Below are 14,950 nucleotides of genomic sequence, written 5' to 3' on the forward strand. Positions count from 1 at the left end.
TCGCGTGAGTCAGTCTAGAGTCCGAGTTAGTAACTACGGACTTTCGGTTCGTACGTCTTGTTTTCGCCTTCGAGGACGACCGGCCGGTACCACAGTTCCGGTTCGCCGTCGTTCCACGACAGCAGCGTGTGCTTGAGCCACTTGTCGTCCTTGCGCTCTTGGTGTTCTTTCCGCCAGTGTGCGCCGCGGAACTCGTCGCGGGCCAACGCGCCGAGCGTGATCGCTTCCGCGGTGTCGAGGATGTTCCGCGTCTCGATGGTGTGGATGAGGTCGGTGTTGAACGTGCGCGATTTGTCTGCGACGTACACGTCCTCGTACTTCTCGCGCGCCTTGCGGATGTCCCGAAGCGCCTCCTTCAGTCCATCCTTCTCGCGGAACACGTTCACGTGCTGGGTCATCGTCTGCTGGACCTCAGCGCGAATCTCGGCGTGCTGGACACCGTCGTCCTTCTCTAGCAGCGACTCGACGCGCTCGCGTTCGGCATCGAGGGCGCGCTGGACGTACTCCTCACCTGAGAGCGACCCTGCGGCGGCCCCTCCATCGGCAACCACATCTTCGCCGGAGGAGACTGCGCCGGGTTCGACGGGCGTCTCGACTTCGCCGACTTCCCATTCGCCGCGCTGACCCGTCTCGATCTTCGCTTCGCCGAGGTCACGGCCCGCGGCGTGGTGACCGGCACGCTTGCCGAACACGATGAGTTCCGGCAGGGCGTTGCCGCCGAGGCGGTTCGATCCGTGGACGGAGGCGCAAGCGCACTCACCGGCCGCGTAGAGGCCGGAGATACACGTCTCTCCGTTCTCGTCGGTCTCGATGCCGCCCATCGCGTAGTGCTGACCGGGCTTGACGGGCATCGGTTCTTCGAGCGGATCGACACCCTCGAAGTCTTCCGAGAGGTGGACGATGTTCTCCAGTCGGTCGATGATACGCTCTTCACCCAGATGGCGCATGTCGAGGTGGACGTACTCGTCCTCGATACCGCGACCCTCGTTCACCTCGGTGAGTTCTGCGCGCGAGACCACGTCGCGGGAGGCGAGTTCGCCATCGTTGTTTGCGTAGCCGTACTCGAACATGAAGCGCTCTCCGTCCTCGTTGTAGAGGATACCACCCTCCCCGCGGACACCCTCGGTGATGAGGACACCCGTCGAGGGGAGCGTCGTCGGGTGGAACTGGATGAACTCCATGTCTTCCATCGGAACGCCCGCGCGGTAGGCCATCGCAGGGCCGTCGCCGGTGTTGGCGACGGCGTTGGTCGTGTGGTCGAACACCTGACCGGGACCGCCGGTTGCGAGGATGACGCCGTTACGCGCGTGGAACGCCGAAATTTCACCGGATTTGATGTCGTAGGCGACGACGCCGTGACAGGTCCGGTCTTCGGGGTCCTCCTCGTCGGAGACGGCAAGACGCGTGACGTACCACTCGTCGTACACCTCGATGCCGCGTTTGACCAACTGCTCGTACATCGTGTGCAGGAGTTGGTGGCCCGTCTCCGCACCGGCGTACGTCGTTCGGGGGAACGACATGCCACCGAACGGACGCTGGCTCACTCGCCCGTCGTCGTCACGGGAGAACGCAAGTCCCCAGTGTTCCAGTTGGATGACTTCTTCGGGGCTGTCCTGACAGAGTGTCTCGATAGCCGGGGCGTCGCCGAGATAGTCCGACCCCTTCATCGTGTCGTAGGCGTGTTGCTCCCACGAGTCGCCCTCGCGGAGGGCGGCGTTGATGCCACCCTCGGCCGCGCCCGTGTGACTGCGGACGGGGTGGAGCTTCGAGACGATAGCAACGTCTGCTCCTTCTTCTTGTGCCGCGATTGCCGCGCGGAGACCCGCGCCGCCCGCGCCGACAACGATAACGTCGTGTTCGTGCATTGTGTGAATTATTGTCGTGGGTTAGGACTGGCTGAACTTGAGGATTGCCCGTTCACCAGAACTTGAGGTTGTTCTTGACCGCTTCGCGCTTCAGCTCCTGAATGTGTTCCGTGAGGGGGATATCCTTCGGACACACTTCGGTGCAGGAGAACTGCGTCTGACAGCGCCAAACGCCGTGTTCCTGTTCGAGAATCTCCATCCGGTGTTGCTTCATGTCCTCGCCCTCGCGTTCGTCCATCGTAAAGCGGTAGGCCTTGTTGATGGCCGCCGGGCCGAGGTACTTGTTGTCGCCCGCGGCGATGTTGCACGAGGACATGCAGGCACCGCACCAGATGCACCGCGTGGACATCTTGATCTTCTCGCGGTTTTCACGCGTCTGCCGCTGCTCTTCGAGTTCGCCGTCCGGCAGGTCGTTCGTCTGGAAGTACGGTTCGACCGACTCCATCTGGTCGTAGAAGTGCTCCATGTCCACGACGAGGTCTTTGACGACCTCCTGGTGGGGGAGCGGTTCGATGCGGACGGGTTCTTCGAGGTCCGACAGTTGCGTCTTGCAACCGAGTCGCTGCGAGCCGTTGACGAACAGCGCGTCGGAGCCACAGATGGCCTGCCGACAGGAATGTCGGAACGTCAGGCTGGAGTCGTAGTGGTCGCGCGCGTACATCAGCGCGTCGAGGACGGTCATCCCCTTGTGGTAGGGGACGTGGAAATCGTCGAACCGCGGTTCCTGTTTGCCCGCGACTTCGGGGTCGTAGCGGAACACCTTGAGGAGGTACGTATCCTCGCCGGCCGCGGCCGATTCGGCCTCTTCGGCCTGTCGCTCGCGCTCCTCGGCTTTCTGCCGTTTCTTCTCCATGCGCGCCTGTTGCGCGGCGGACGTCTCGGTGTCCGCGGACGATTCGTCTTCGACTTGTTCCGGAACTTGCGTACTCATGTTAGAAGGGGAGGAGAGCGATTCCCGCCCACTCGTTTGCGGTTCTGATTCCCTGCACGATCAGGAGGATGCTCGCTGCGATCAGCGTCCACTTGACGGCAGTCTTGCGCGTGCCTTCGATCCCCTGATTCACCAGCGCGTTGTAGACGCCGTTGACGCCGTGGAACGTCGCGGTGATGAGGAACAGCACCATCAGCGAGTAGTACGTCCACTGCTGCATCCGTGCCGCCGACATCTGGAACGTCACGTCGGCCGCGTGGTGGACGAAGTGAAGCAGGAAGAAGTGGAACGCTAGCACTACCACGAGGAACGCGGCCGTGATGCGCTGCCAGAGCCATCGGCGGCCGCCACGTTCGAACGAGGAGTAGTGTTCTGCCATCTCAGAACACCCCCGCCACGAACGTTGGGACGCTGGCGACGACTATCGCACCCGTCAGTGCCAGCGACGCGTAGAAACTCTTGTCCTGTGCGTGAAGCCCCACGCCGAGATCGACGAGGAGCAATCTGAGGCCGTTGAGGATGTGGAAAACGGCCACCGCGAGCAGGCCCACTTCGAGAATTCGGACCACGAGCAGACTTTCGAGCGTCTGAATCGTGTTAGTGTACTCCGCCTGCCCGGTCAACGCCGTCGAAAGGACGGCGATGTGGGTGAATAGGTATCCCACCAGCACCCAGCCGGTGAACTTGTGGAAAATCCAGGCCCACATCCCTGCCGAGAACTCCTTCCAGCGGCCGAAGTCCTCTATGAGGCCTCGATTGTAAGACTGACTCATACTCTCGTGAATCTCGGGAGTGCGATAGTATAGAACTTACGTGTACGTCCGAAAGTGGCCTGGAAGAATCGGCAGACTGTGCCGGGAAGTCCGGTGGAGGCGTCTGTAGAATTTACTGAGTGCGTAGTACCTCAGTTCGCCGGTCACGCCCGAACGGTCTCGCCGTCGGGTGACTGCTCGCGTTCGACGACGCGGCGGACGGGTTCTTCGAGTTCGACGAGGTGGCACAGCGGATTCCCCGGATAGACGACTGGGTTCTCCAAGACGCCAACGAGGAGGCCGGTAAACGGCGCTTGAATCGTCACGTTGTCGTCCTTGAACGGGTTGGTGATGGTGCAGATGCGGTCGCCTTCGTGGACGAGTGCGCCGCGGTCGTAGTGCATATCCACGATGCCGCCCGCGTCGGCGCGAATCCACGTCTTCTCGCTGTCGTCGTCGATGACCGTTCGCCAACCGGGCCATCGGACGGCGGTGGTGTCGCGTAACCCGTACTCCGCGAAGACGCTCTCGACGCCCGCGAGTGCTTCGTCAATGAGTTCGCGTTGGAACCGATGTGCTTCACCCATTTCGACGGTGATCGTCGGCACACCGACGGCTGTCGCCTCGGTGCGGAGCATCCCGCTGGAACCCTCCCCGGCGATAATGACGTGCGATCCGAACGCCCTCGCCAGTCGTGCGCTCCCGTCGTGTTCCATGTTTGCGCGGACGTGGATCATGTTCGTCCGCCCGCGCGTGGAGGTATGGAAATCGATGCCGAAATCGCAGGGGGCGATGAAGTTATCGAAAATGCGAGCGGCCATCCGCTTTGCACTCGTTGAGTCTTCGCGCCCGGGGAACGACCGATTCAGGTCGCGGTCATAAATCGGAAGATATCGCTGTTGAGCCAAGAATCCGGGAACGTTCAGGACGGGCATGCAGACGAGCGTCCCGGCGAGATCCGAGAGGTCCCACTCGTGGGCTACCTCACGCACTACCTCGATGCCGTTGAGTTCGTCACCGTGTGCAGCGGCCGAGAGGAACGCCGTCGGCCCGTCGCGTTCGCCGTTGACGATGGTGACGGGGATACGCACCGGATCGCCGAGATACGTCTCACTGATGCCGTAACGGATGTTCTGCGTCTCGCCCGGCGCAACCTTCCCGCCGTTGTACGTGAACGCCCCATCGTCGCCCATACCGGTCCTCGGGTTGCGGGATATATAAACACCGGCAACGTTCGACGATAGCGTTCTCCGTGCAAAGACGGCGTGACACCGGCATTACTTTGATAGCGCGGGCTATTACGTAGTGGTATGTCTGGCGACGGAGATTCGGTTCGTGTGGGTGTGTTGTCGCTACACAACAGCAAGGAGACGAAGGCTATCTTGAACGCGGTAGACGACTTGGGTCACGAGGGCGTCTGGCTCCGCCGAGAGAACACGGCAATAAGTATCGAAAACGGAGAAGTGTCGGTCGAACCAGAAGTAGACATCATTGCGAATCGGTTACTGCTATCGAACACTGAGGAACCGGCCGAACTGTTGGGATTGGCGAGTACGTTCCAACGCATTCGACCGATGTTGAACGAACCGTCGGCGGTGCTGGCGGCGATTCACAAGTTCGCTACTGCGGCGACGCTTGCGAACTGGAACATTCGGGTTCCCGACGCACTCCTCGCACTCTCGAACGACCGACTGAATAAGGACCGCGACCGTTTCGGGGACGTCGGGGTCTACAAGTCGGCTATCGGGACTCACGGCGGTGGAACGTGGAAGGTTGATCTCACGGAGGCCGTCAATCCAAAGGTCGGTAACCGACAGGCGTTCCTACAGGATCTCATCGAACGAGACGACACCCGACACCGCGACCTGCGCGTCTACATCGTCGATGGCGAGATTATCGGGGCAATGTACCGCTACGCGCCGGACGGCGACTGGCGGACGAACGTCGCACTCGGGGGCGACGTGATGAACGCGACGGACGAGATGCCCGAAGAGGCCCGCGAGACGGCGCTGTACGCGGCGGAAGTGATGGAACTCGACTACGTCGGCGTGGACCTCGTAGAGGGCGAGGACGGCTGGTTCGTCCTCGAAGTCAATCCGACAGCCGGGTTCAAGGGTCTCTACAAGGCAACAAATCGGTCGCCTGCGCCGTTCATCGCCAAACTTGCTATCGAACAAGCGGGCGGGACGGTCGAACAATCCCGCGTCGAAGATCTCGCGGCGACGCTTGACGATTCCGAGCCGCGAAGCAAGCCCCGTGTGAATCCAAGTCCCGACGGTGAGATACCGCTCATCGGCTACATCGAGGAGGTCGTCGTTTCCGGGACGAGCGGTTCGACGCAGGCCTATGCCAAGTCCGACACCGGAGCGACACGGACGAGCATCGACACCTCGCTGGCAGCGGAAATCGGAGCCGGCCCGATCAAGAGCATGACGCGCGTGAAGTCGGGATCGATGAAGTCCGGCAAGGCCCGACCCGTCGTGGACCTCGTCATCGGTATCGCCGGAACGCAACACACCGTCACCGCAAGTGTCGAAGACCGGTCGCACATGGACTACCCACTTCTTCTCGGGCGCGACATCCTCCAGCACTACCGCGTGGACGTGCGCCGTCGCGTAGACGAGGGTGGGAAAGAGACGGACAGCGAAGAAGAGTACCTCGAAGAATAGTACTGCTGAGACCGACGCGGCTATCCTTTCGGCGGACGCAAAGACAGCTGATGGACCCGATACGAAACGACGAGCAACTGGCTCCACTCGTGGAAGAACACGGCGAACTCGCCATCGAACCCGCCGATGACGAGTTCGAGCGCTTCGTCGTCTCGATTATCAACCAACAGCTCTCGACGCAATCTGCGGCGGCTATCAGAGAACGCCTGTTCGACCGGTTCGAGGTAACGCCGGAAGCGATGCTCAACGCCGACGAAACAGCGCTTCGGGATGTTGGACTCTCCTCACAGAAGATTTCGTACATCCAAAATGTAGCGACGGCGTTTCAAACGGACGACCTGACCCGTGCGGGAATGGCAGATCTAACCGACGAGGACGTTCTGATGCGACTGACAGAGATTCGCGGCGTCGGCGACTGGACCGCAAAGATGTATCTCATGTTCGTCCTCGGACGCGAGGACGTGTTCCCCGTCGAAGACCTCGGTATTCGGAAGGCGATGGCGGAACTGTACCGGATGGACGAGAACGACCGGGCTGTGATGGTCAAACGCGCCGAGGCGTGGCGGCCGTACCGAAGCGTCGCGTCCCGGTACCTCTGGCGTGTCGTGGACTGATCACGGCCAGAACACTCATACTCGAACGCCGAGAGTCGATACCGTGACGCATCTCCGTCACATTCCCCCTCGCTGCGACGCTCAACAAAAACTATGAATAAACGGGCTAAGAGTTTTCATAGTTTCTGAGGGAAACGTTGAAACGCCTCGCATCCGAGAATCCGGGTATGGAGTTAGACGATATCAACACTATCACGGTTCTCGGTGCAGGGAACATGGGTCACGGCATCGCCGAAGTTGCCGCTCTCGCCGGGTACCAAGTTAATCTGCGAGACATCAACGAGGAGTTTGTCCAGAACGGCTACGACCAGATCGAGTGGTCGCTCGGCAAACTCGCTGAGAAGGATCAGCTTTCCGACGAGGAGGCCAACGCCGCCCTCGAACGCGTGGCGACGTACGTTGATCTCGCCGAGTCAGTTTCTGACGCCGACGTGGTCATCGAGGCCGTCCCCGAGAAGATGGACATCAAAAAGGACGTGTACACCGAGTTGGAGGCGGCCGCCCCCGACCACACCATCTTCGCGACGAACACATCCAGCCTCTCTATCAGCGAACTCGCGGACGTGACGGAGCGACCCGAGCAGTTCTGCGGGATGCACTTTTTCAACCCACCCGTTCGGATGCAACTCGTCGAAGTCATCTCGGGTGCAGAGACCGCCGAGGAGACGATGGATGTCATCTCGGATCTTGCAGAGGCGATGGACAAGACGCCGGTCCGCGTCCACAAGGACAGCCCCGGTTTCATCGTGAACCGTATTCTCGTCCCCCTGATGAACGAAGCGGCGTGGGCCGTCGAATCCGGCGATACCACCATCGCGGAGGTTGACTCGACGGCGAAGTACGAAATCGGCCTGCCGATGGGGAGCTTCGAACTCGCAGATCAGGTGGGTATCGACGTGGGCTACCACGTCCTCCAGTATATGCACGAGGTGCTGGGCGATGCCTACGAACCATGTCCGCTCCTCGAAGAGAAAGTCGAGGAAGAGAAACTCGGCAAGAAGACGGGCAAGGGATTCTACGACTACGAGGATGGCGAGGGTGCGCAGGTTCCGTCCGATCAAACCAGCGAAGACGTTAGCCGTCGTCTGATGGCCGTGATGGCAAACGAAGTCGCCGGTCTCATCCAAAACGACGTGGCCGACGCCGACGCAATCGACCGCGCGGTGATGCTCGGCGGCGGGTTCCCCGACGGTCCCGCAAAGATGGCCGACGACGCGGGGCTGGAGACACTCGTGGAGACGCTCGACGAACTGCACGAAAAGACGGGTGCCGAGCGCTACGAGGCGGTTGACCTCCTCCGCGAACTCGCGGAATCCGGTGACCGCTTCCACGGGAGCGACGGCGGGGACGACGCCGACCCCTACGAGTTCGAGAACATCTCTGTCGAGATTCGTGATCGCGTGGGACACATCGAACTCGACCGTCCGCACCGGATGAACACCATCAGCTCCGACCTCGTGGACGACCTGTCGGGCGCTATCGACGCACTCGGCGCAGACGATGACGTGCGCGCGATTCTCCTCACCGGTGCCGGTGATCGTGCGTTCTCCGCCGGTGCGGACGTGCAGAGTATGGCTGGCGGCGCGGGCGACCCAACCGCCGGAGCGGAACTCTCGCGGAAGGGCCAGCGCACGTTCGGTAAGCTTGAGGAGTGCGACAAGCCCGTCATCGCCGCCATCGACGGTTACTGTCTCGGCGGCGGAATGGAACTCTCGATGTGTGCGGACCTCCGCATCGCAACGAAGCGTTCGGAGTTCGGCCAGCCCGAACACAATCTCGGTCTGATTCCCGGATGGGGCGGTACCGTCCGCCTCCAGCGTATCGTCGGCACCGGCCGCGCGAAGGAGATTATCTTCACCGCCGACCGCTACGAGGCCGAGACGATGGCCGACTACGGCTTCATCAACGAACTCGTAGAGAACGACGAGTTCGAAGAACAAGCCTTCGAGTACGCAAAGCAGTTCGCGCAGGGACCGCCCGTTGCCCAGCGGTACACCAAGCGCGCCATGCACAACGGCTGGGAAGATACTGACGCCGGTCTCGAAGTCGAAGCGCAGTCATTCGGCCTTCTGTTCACGACAGACGACCTGATGGAGGGAATGACGGCGTTCATGGGCGACCGCGAACCCGACTTCAAGGGAGAGTAAGAGACTCTCTCCCGAGGCCGGTTCGGAACGGAACGTTTAAACAAATAAGCCTACCACGATAGAATGCAGGCTCGGTTGGTGTAGTCCGGCCAATCATCTTGGCCTTTCGAGCCGAGGACAGGGGTTCAAATCCCCTACCGAGCACTCCATTCTACCGCCGTCTTGCGTTTTTGAGCCGTGAATAGAGCAATGATAGCCAATGTTTCAGGCCAAGTCGAAAACCAAGACTCGCTTACCCCGACGCCGTCTTGCGATTAGCGGTTTTGTCTCGCCCAGTCGATTCAAAGGACTGGCCAAATACGTGCGAACCGCAAGACGGAGGCACGTCTGATGGACGAATTAGACGAACTCCCCGTCGTCACCGACGCATCGAGAGAGTACCTCAACCAGCGTCAACTGCTCGACTACCGGGCCGAGCGAGAAGCGTATCTCGAATGGCTCCTCACGTTCGGAAAGAGACCGGACGAGGCGGTCGGGTACGCCCCGGGCACGGTGAAATCGGGTGCGTACCGGACGGACCGGTTCTACCGGTTCGTCTGGGACCAAGAGGGCGGGTACACGGCGAACGTCACGCACGATCACGCCGACGCGTGGATGAAGCATCTTGCACGCGGGGACACGGGCGCGACGAACAAGCGAAACTGCCAGAAAGCGGCCAAGCGGCTGTTCAAATGGCGACATCACGAGCACGGTCGCAGTGAATGGGATCCGGATATCACGTTCGCTGCCGACTCCAGTACGAACCCGCGGGACTACCTAACGCGCGAGGAGCGATCCGCGGTGCGCGAGGCAGCGCTCGAATACGGCTCCGTTCCAAATTACAAGAGCCTCACGCCGACGGAGCGAGACCGGTGGAAGCAGTATCTCGCCCAGCGATTCGAGAAACCGAAGTCGGAGGTCGGGCCCGACGACTGGGACCGCGCGAACGGGTGGAAGGTTCCGTCGCTAGTTTGGGCGAGTCTGGACGCGGGGCTTCGCCCTGTCGAAGTGAAGCGCTCGCAAGTCGGGTGGGTTGACACCGATAACGCGGTCCTCCGCATCCCGAAAGAGGAGAGCTCGAAAAATCGAGACCACTGGGTTGTCGGTCTCCAGTCCCGAACGGCCGAAGCGCTCGGCAACTGGCTCGAAGAGCGCGAGGCGTACCCGGAATACGACGATACGGAATCGATATGGCTGACTCGGAAGTCGAACCCGTATAACACGAAGACGCTTCGATACCTACTGCATCAACTCTGTGATATCGCCGACATCGACACGACTCACCGGCAAATGAGTTGGTATACGATCCGCCACTCCGTCGGAACGTACATGACCCGTGAAGAGGATCTCGCGGCCACTCAGGCACAGCTCAGGCACAAGAGCGCCGAAACGACCATGAAGTACGATCAGGTACCGGTAGAAGATCGTCAAGATGCGTTAGACCGGATGGGATAGATAGGTACACACCTATTTACAGGCTAATTCACTTTCCGACTCCTTTGAACAGATTACGACTATCAGGTCTCCCGCCGTACCGCCTCTGTCGATAATTCTCAGAGGATGTTCGCTGCTGAGCGCCGGAGTTCTTCAGTCGGGTGGACGTATCGAGCAGCTGACGACGTACTGTTTTGTCGTAACACTTCGGCAACGATTTTGAGGTCTTTGTGCTCCTCGTACGTGTACGTACCGAGGGTGTGTCTGAATGAGTACCAACAGAGCTTTCGGCCTCGTTCGGTGATTCCGGCTTCCTCGATGAGGTTATTGAGGAGGTAGTTGAGCGTTTGTGAGCTGTACGGGTTGCCTTTCCGTGTGAGCCACATGTGATCAGAGTCGTCGTATTTGCTGATGTTCGCTCGTTGCTCAATCCACAACTCAAGCGGTCGAGTGGCTTTTTCCGGTAGAGCCTGGCTCCACTCTGAATTGTTTTTGACCGCGTGCTCTGCAGGGATGATGATCGTCTTTGAATCGGAATCATACCAGTGGACTTGCATCCGCTTGATGAGCGCTGGCCGCCATCCTGCGGCCTTTACTGTCCCGATGAGCGACGGAATTTTCCAATTCCTGTTGACCCGGTCCCAATCTGCCGGTCTGACTTCGTCCTTAGGTTTGCCGAGTTCCTGTGCGAGGTACCCCCGCCAACGGTCCCGTTCGTCCGGGGAGAGGTTATTGTATTTCGGGATGGACTTGTAGGTCAGCGATGTTTCCCAGAGCGAATTAACCTCGGCTTTGTTGAACGGGTCTGCTCCGTTCTCAGCCGGCTTGTCGTTGAAGCTGATTTCAGGTTCCCAGTCTGAACCGTGGAATCGGAACCAGTTGACTAGTGCGTTCGAAATCTTTCGTTTGCTCCCCTCAGAATAGCGCTCGCCATCGCGCCGGCGGAACTCGTCAGTGGCGAGCGCTTCAATCACTTGATCCGCTTGTTTCGGTGAGATCTCTGTGGCGGGTTCATCGGTCTCCCAAACCCACCGAATAGCTTGTAGTACTCGTGAGACTCGCGTTCCGATTGACCGTTCCGCATATCCGATCTCTTTTCGCGGATTCTTTCCCTCTGAACGAAGATATTGCTCGAACTCCTCAAGGGTCGATTCGAAGATGACCTTTTGTCGCGTGCCCAACTGCGGGAACGACTCCCCTAAGTCATCTGCAGAATAACTACTCATGACTGCCACCATCCAAGTCGAACTGCGAATCCCGAGGAGCGTTTCAACTGACTTGGAGACCACCTCCTCGGACCTGATTCCCCGAGGTGGTAATCGATTGCCGAGTGATGCAACGTGATCATCGATCTGAACAGTTACAGTAACCACCCGTTTTAAAACATTAGTGTTGAGAATCAATCAATACCGACGGAGCTGAGTGAAAGAGGTTGAATACGGGGGTATGAGCTGCTAAAAGTCAAGATCGAGTCTCAGGGGGGCGTATTGAGAATCCACAGCTTTCGCCCCTGCTACGCAAGGGGCACCCCATATTTTGAGAGCGAACGAAATGAATTCTCCAAAACCCGGTACAAGCTTACGGATAGATGCGAAGCAATTTCCTCACCACAGATTGGGTTCCAGTTGAGTCCATAGACAGAGCAATCGAGTACCTTGGATTTGAGTACGTCTCTATGTACATACTCACGTACATACCTGGGTACGTGAATGAGTACCTACTTACACACCACCGGGAACGGGAACCTCAGGAGAATCTGATCAACGAGAAGATGACAGTGTAGTGCTCCCACACCGACCAAGCACAAGCTGTTGAAGTCACAGTACGGTGTAACGCGATTCACCTGCTGCTACAGCACTTGACGAACTATTGAACCAATTCGCTCGATCACTGCAGTTTCGCTTTGGTCATCTCGCGCGGCTTCACAGAGGTCGTCGAAACACTTGGCGAGTGTGGCTACGATGTCCCGAGGGAGTGCTCTTGGGTCAACGACTGGAATGTTTTTGACATCCCCTGGCTCAACTTTTGGTAATCCGTCTGCGAGTACCCGCTGCTGCTGAGCGATTCCAGAATCACCGAACAAGTAGTTCAGGTACGCCAGTAGCGCCTTCTCGCCTTGCCGGGTTATCTCCGGGTCCGGATAGATCCCGTAGTAACTGTTCAGATGTCTGGCGTCCGTCTCATTATCTATCGCGCGGAATCCTGATCGGCCTGTCACCGTCACGAGGATCGGCGCAGTATCACCGCGCTCTACTCGGTACCAGGGATTCCGGCCGTGTACTGTTGACCTCGTCGAGAGTGTTTCGTGGTCGGTCAGGCCATGACGCAGATACTCAATTATTGGGGGTTCTGGATCCGTGGTCAGTGAGTCTTCTGCCCAGTCGGCTGACCCAGTGTCGTCGTTATAGGTCGTCTCGGGGACTCCCGGTACCTGGTCAAGGTAGTAGAGCAGCCACGTTGGCCGCCCGTGGCTATCGTAGTCATTCCAATCCTCGGGACGGATATCATACCCATCGACGTACCGTCGGCTTGGAACGATGCGTGACAGGCACTGCGGGTCGATTCCCCAGTCATCGACTTGATCCTGTGAGAGACAGAAGAAGTCGTTCTCACCGGTCTGCAACCCCCGGTGGACGTCTGCGAGATCCGAGAGTGGCGGTAGGTCGGACCGCTCGTCAGAGGTCGGCTCGAACAAATTATCCCATCGTTCCTCTGGATTCAGCTCCGACTGCTCAATACAGTTGATTACTCCCCAGTCCGTCTCTCCACAAGAACCATGCCGAGCTGCCTCTAGTTTCGTCTGAACGCCAGGGTCATTGTCGACGCGAATGAACCGTGTCGCCCCGACATCGGCTTCGTCATCGGTCGCTTCAAGGAGCACGACCATACTGGTTGTCTGTGCCGTTTCGAATTTTGACTCGTTCTTTGGGTTGTCCAAAAGAAGCGCCTTGATGTCGAATTCCCGGAGCAAGAATTGCTTGAGGGGCTCACCGAAACCCCGTGAGAGGAAGTGATGAGGCGTGAGGACGGCCGCCCGATCCCCTGTGTCGAGGAACCGTCCGAGATGGTAGTAGAAGTACGCGTACAGCGGGGACGTTTTCGGGATCTCTAATTCAGTTTGGTTCTCGGCTTGCGCGTTGAGTTTGTCTTTGTACGCCGAAGAGAGTGATTCGTGGCGCGTGTAGGGCGGGTTACAGAGGATCGCGTCCACGTCTTGGGTTAAGTCCGCTGGATCCAACTCGAAGAAATCAGTTCTACGGGTCTCGTGCCGTTGCCCGGAGATCGTCTGTGCGACTCGTCCCATAAGCGCTGCAAGTGGACTACGATCAACCCCATTAACACGGCCTGGATCAGTGCTTATCTCCCAATCCGGATGGAACGGTGCCGACAGTTCGCCAGCACCCATCCCAGGGTCAAGCACGGTGTCGTCACCGCTGACAGCCCAGGTTCGCATCAACTCTGCAAGTTCCGTCGGTGTTCGGTGCTGTCCGAGAACCCGACGATGATTTCCGGCGATCAACGTCTCGTACAGATGTCCGATATCCGTTGCTGGCTGGGTGGACTCCAGAAGCTGATCTCGTGCTTCTGTCACGGCGATGGTCTTAGCTTCGACGCCCCAGAGGATCTCATCTAATGCACACGCAGTAAACGCCGAGTCACCGGTTTCCTCGTAAGCGATCTTGAACTGTTCCTGCGCGTTGCCTTCGAATTCCGGGAGGCCGCCGCGTCGATGGTACCATTCGTGGAGCGTGGCCTTCAACAGGAGTCCGAACGCCGCTTGGTTAGCGATGATCGAAGGTGTCGCGTCGTCACTGGGAACGTATCCGTGGAGGCCACACCACGATTCGACTGCTGCTTGAATTTTGGGTGACGGATCCGCGATTCCGGACTCAAGATCTGCAGCAGTTGCTTCCAATTGCTCGATGAGGTCGTCGCTGTAGGCCGACTCGTTCCTCAACCCAGTACTGACGCGCTCGCCTCTCGGCGGCTCTGGTTGTGACCGAGCAAGCGGGGACGTGGCGTCGATACTGGTTACCGGGATATCTGGTTCACAATCGACAGCCGCATAGGTGCAGTTGAGATGTGTTACTCGGCGAAATCTGCCCCGTTGAGTTGTCATCGGAGTGCTTCGGCTTCATGAACCACCCCGGTTTAAAACTCTGCCCTCAAACCCCCGAACCCCCCGGTTTCACCACTTCTAGAGCGAAACTTGACGCGAAACCACACCACATTCGCCGACGGAGCATCCGTCCTACGCAGGGCCGCAATGAAATGTTCGGAATCGCCCAACGGTGAATCGCCATCTTCTAACATCCATATGATGGGTTTTCTGGACACACCCCGTGGAAATTCAGAATATACTGCTTGAGATCGGCTGTCGGCCTCAAATAATTCTGGACACCCCCCGTCCCAATTCAAGTGGGTGTTCTGATAGGATACAAGTATTGAGCGTCACGCGCTTGCAGGAAGAGTAACCTGCTTTACGACCTTCAAAGCGATATTATTCCATCTCCGTATCCAACAAAGCAGTGTCTCTCATACACTTCGCTGCAGGCACG

11 protein-coding genes and 1 tRNA gene are annotated in these 14,950 nt (G+C 58.9%); 5 read left to right on the plus strand and 7 right to left on the minus strand.

All coding sequences use genetic code 11. The features are described from left to right. Positions 1 to 26 precede the first annotated feature (26 nt). The 5 genes from HBOR_RS06215 to HBOR_RS06235 all read right to left on the minus strand — a co-directional run bounded on the left by HBOR_RS06215 (position 27) and on the right by HBOR_RS06235 (position 4,741). On the minus strand, positions 27 to 1,865 hold the full coding sequence (locus HBOR_RS06215; RefSeq protein ID WP_006054097.1) for an FAD-binding protein: 1,839 nt from the start codon (positions 1,863 to 1,865) through the stop codon (positions 27 to 29). Positions 1,866 to 1,917: 52 nt separating this feature from the next. Then, positions 1,918 to 2,796 carry a succinate dehydrogenase/fumarate reductase iron-sulfur subunit gene (locus HBOR_RS06220; RefSeq protein WP_006054098.1) on the minus strand — a complete coding sequence of 293 codons (879 nt, stop codon included), beginning with the start codon at positions 2,794 to 2,796 and terminating at the stop codon, positions 1,918 to 1,920. A gap of 1 nt (position 2,797) precedes the next feature. Then, positions 2,798 to 3,175: a succinate dehydrogenase hydrophobic membrane anchor subunit gene (locus tag HBOR_RS06225; RefSeq protein WP_006054099.1), complete on the minus strand. Its 378-nt coding sequence runs from the start codon at positions 3,173 to 3,175 to the stop codon at positions 2,798 to 2,800. A gap of 1 nt (position 3,176) precedes the next feature. Next, the gene (gene sdhC, locus HBOR_RS06230) at positions 3,177 to 3,569 is read right to left on the minus strand and encodes a succinate dehydrogenase, cytochrome b556 subunit (RefSeq protein ID WP_006054100.1); all 393 of its coding nucleotides are present in this window, start codon (positions 3,567 to 3,569) and stop codon (positions 3,177 to 3,179) included. 143 nt (positions 3,570 to 3,712) lie between these two features. Then, positions 3,713 to 4,741, minus strand: coding sequence for a succinylglutamate desuccinylase/aspartoacylase family protein (locus HBOR_RS06235; protein WP_006054101.1), 1,029 nt, complete (start codon positions 4,739 to 4,741; stop codon positions 3,713 to 3,715). Between the two features lie 117 nt (positions 4,742 to 4,858). Between HBOR_RS06235 and HBOR_RS06240 the strand changes: the two genes are divergently transcribed. The 5 genes from HBOR_RS06240 (at position 4,859) to HBOR_RS06260 (ending at position 10,412) form a co-directional block, all read left to right on the plus strand. Continuing rightward, the gene (locus tag HBOR_RS06240; RefSeq protein ID WP_006054102.1) at positions 4,859 to 6,217 is read left to right on the plus strand and encodes a putative ATP-dependent zinc protease; all 1,359 of its coding nucleotides are present in this window, start codon (positions 4,859 to 4,861) and stop codon (positions 6,215 to 6,217) included. A 50-nt stretch (positions 6,218 to 6,267) separates the two neighbouring features. Beyond that, positions 6,268 to 6,831, plus strand: a complete 564-nt coding sequence (locus HBOR_RS06245) for a DNA-3-methyladenine glycosylase family protein (RefSeq protein ID WP_006054103.1) — start codon at positions 6,268 to 6,270, stop codon at positions 6,829 to 6,831. Positions 6,832 to 6,998: 167 nt separating this feature from the next. Further along, positions 6,999 to 8,978, plus strand: coding sequence for a 3-hydroxyacyl-CoA dehydrogenase/enoyl-CoA hydratase family protein (locus HBOR_RS06250; RefSeq protein WP_006054104.1), 1,980 nt, complete (start codon positions 6,999 to 7,001; stop codon positions 8,976 to 8,978). A 69-nt stretch (positions 8,979 to 9,047) separates the two neighbouring features. Beyond that, a tRNA-Glu gene (locus tag HBOR_RS06255) sits at positions 9,048 to 9,122 on the plus strand. Between the two features lie 186 nt (positions 9,123 to 9,308). Continuing rightward, entirely contained in the window at positions 9,309 to 10,412 is a 1,104-nt protein-coding gene (locus HBOR_RS06260; RefSeq protein ID WP_006054105.1) for a tyrosine-type recombinase/integrase, read from the plus strand. A 98-nt stretch (positions 10,413 to 10,510) separates the two neighbouring features. Here the strand turns inward: HBOR_RS06260 and HBOR_RS06265 are convergent, their stop codons facing one another. Together HBOR_RS06265 and HBOR_RS06275 are read right to left on the minus strand one after the other, a co-directional pair. Beyond that, positions 10,511 to 11,617: a tyrosine-type recombinase/integrase gene (locus HBOR_RS06265; protein WP_241432302.1), complete on the minus strand. Its 1,107-nt coding sequence runs from the start codon at positions 11,615 to 11,617 to the stop codon at positions 10,511 to 10,513. Positions 11,618 to 12,240: 623 nt separating this feature from the next. Then, positions 12,241 to 14,349, minus strand: coding sequence for an Eco57I restriction-modification methylase domain-containing protein (locus HBOR_RS06275; RefSeq protein WP_006054108.1), 2,109 nt, complete (start codon positions 14,347 to 14,349; stop codon positions 12,241 to 12,243). Positions 14,350 to 14,950 lie beyond the last annotated feature (601 nt).

Origin of the sequence: Halogeometricum borinquense DSM 11551, assembly GCF_000172995.2 — an archaeon.
GTDB lineage: Archaea > Halobacteriota > Halobacteria > Halobacteriales > Haloferacaceae > Halogeometricum > Halogeometricum borinquense.

What these genes read in the sequence shown, in the direction of transcription:
- HBOR_RS06215 (WP_006054097.1), bottom strand. Translation starts at nt 1,865, where the DNA reads ATGCACGAACACGACGTTATCGTTGTCGGCGCGGGCGGCGCGGGTCTC.
- HBOR_RS06220 (WP_006054098.1), bottom strand. Translation starts at nt 2,796, where the DNA reads ATGAGTACGCAAGTTCCGGAACAAGTCGAAGACGAATCGTCCGCGGAC.
- HBOR_RS06225 (WP_006054099.1), bottom strand. Translation starts at nt 3,175, where the DNA reads ATGGCAGAACACTACTCCTCGTTCGAACGTGGCGGCCGCCGATGGCTC.
- sdhC (WP_006054100.1), bottom strand. Translation starts at nt 3,569, where the DNA reads ATGAGTCAGTCTTACAATCGAGGCCTCATAGAGGACTTCGGCCGCTGG.
- HBOR_RS06235 (WP_006054101.1), bottom strand. Translation starts at nt 4,741, where the DNA reads ATGGGCGACGATGGGGCGTTCACGTACAACGGCGGGAAGGTTGCGCCG.
- HBOR_RS06240 (WP_006054102.1), top strand. Translation starts at nt 4,859, where the DNA reads ATGTCTGGCGACGGAGATTCGGTTCGTGTGGGTGTGTTGTCGCTACAC.
- HBOR_RS06245 (WP_006054103.1), top strand. Translation starts at nt 6,268, where the DNA reads ATGGACCCGATACGAAACGACGAGCAACTGGCTCCACTCGTGGAAGAA.
- HBOR_RS06250 (WP_006054104.1), top strand. Translation starts at nt 6,999, where the DNA reads ATGGAGTTAGACGATATCAACACTATCACGGTTCTCGGTGCAGGGAAC.
- HBOR_RS06260 (WP_006054105.1), top strand. Translation starts at nt 9,309, where the DNA reads ATGGACGAATTAGACGAACTCCCCGTCGTCACCGACGCATCGAGAGAG.
- HBOR_RS06265 (WP_241432302.1), bottom strand. Translation starts at nt 11,617, where the DNA reads ATGAGTAGTTATTCTGCAGATGACTTAGGGGAGTCGTTCCCGCAGTTG.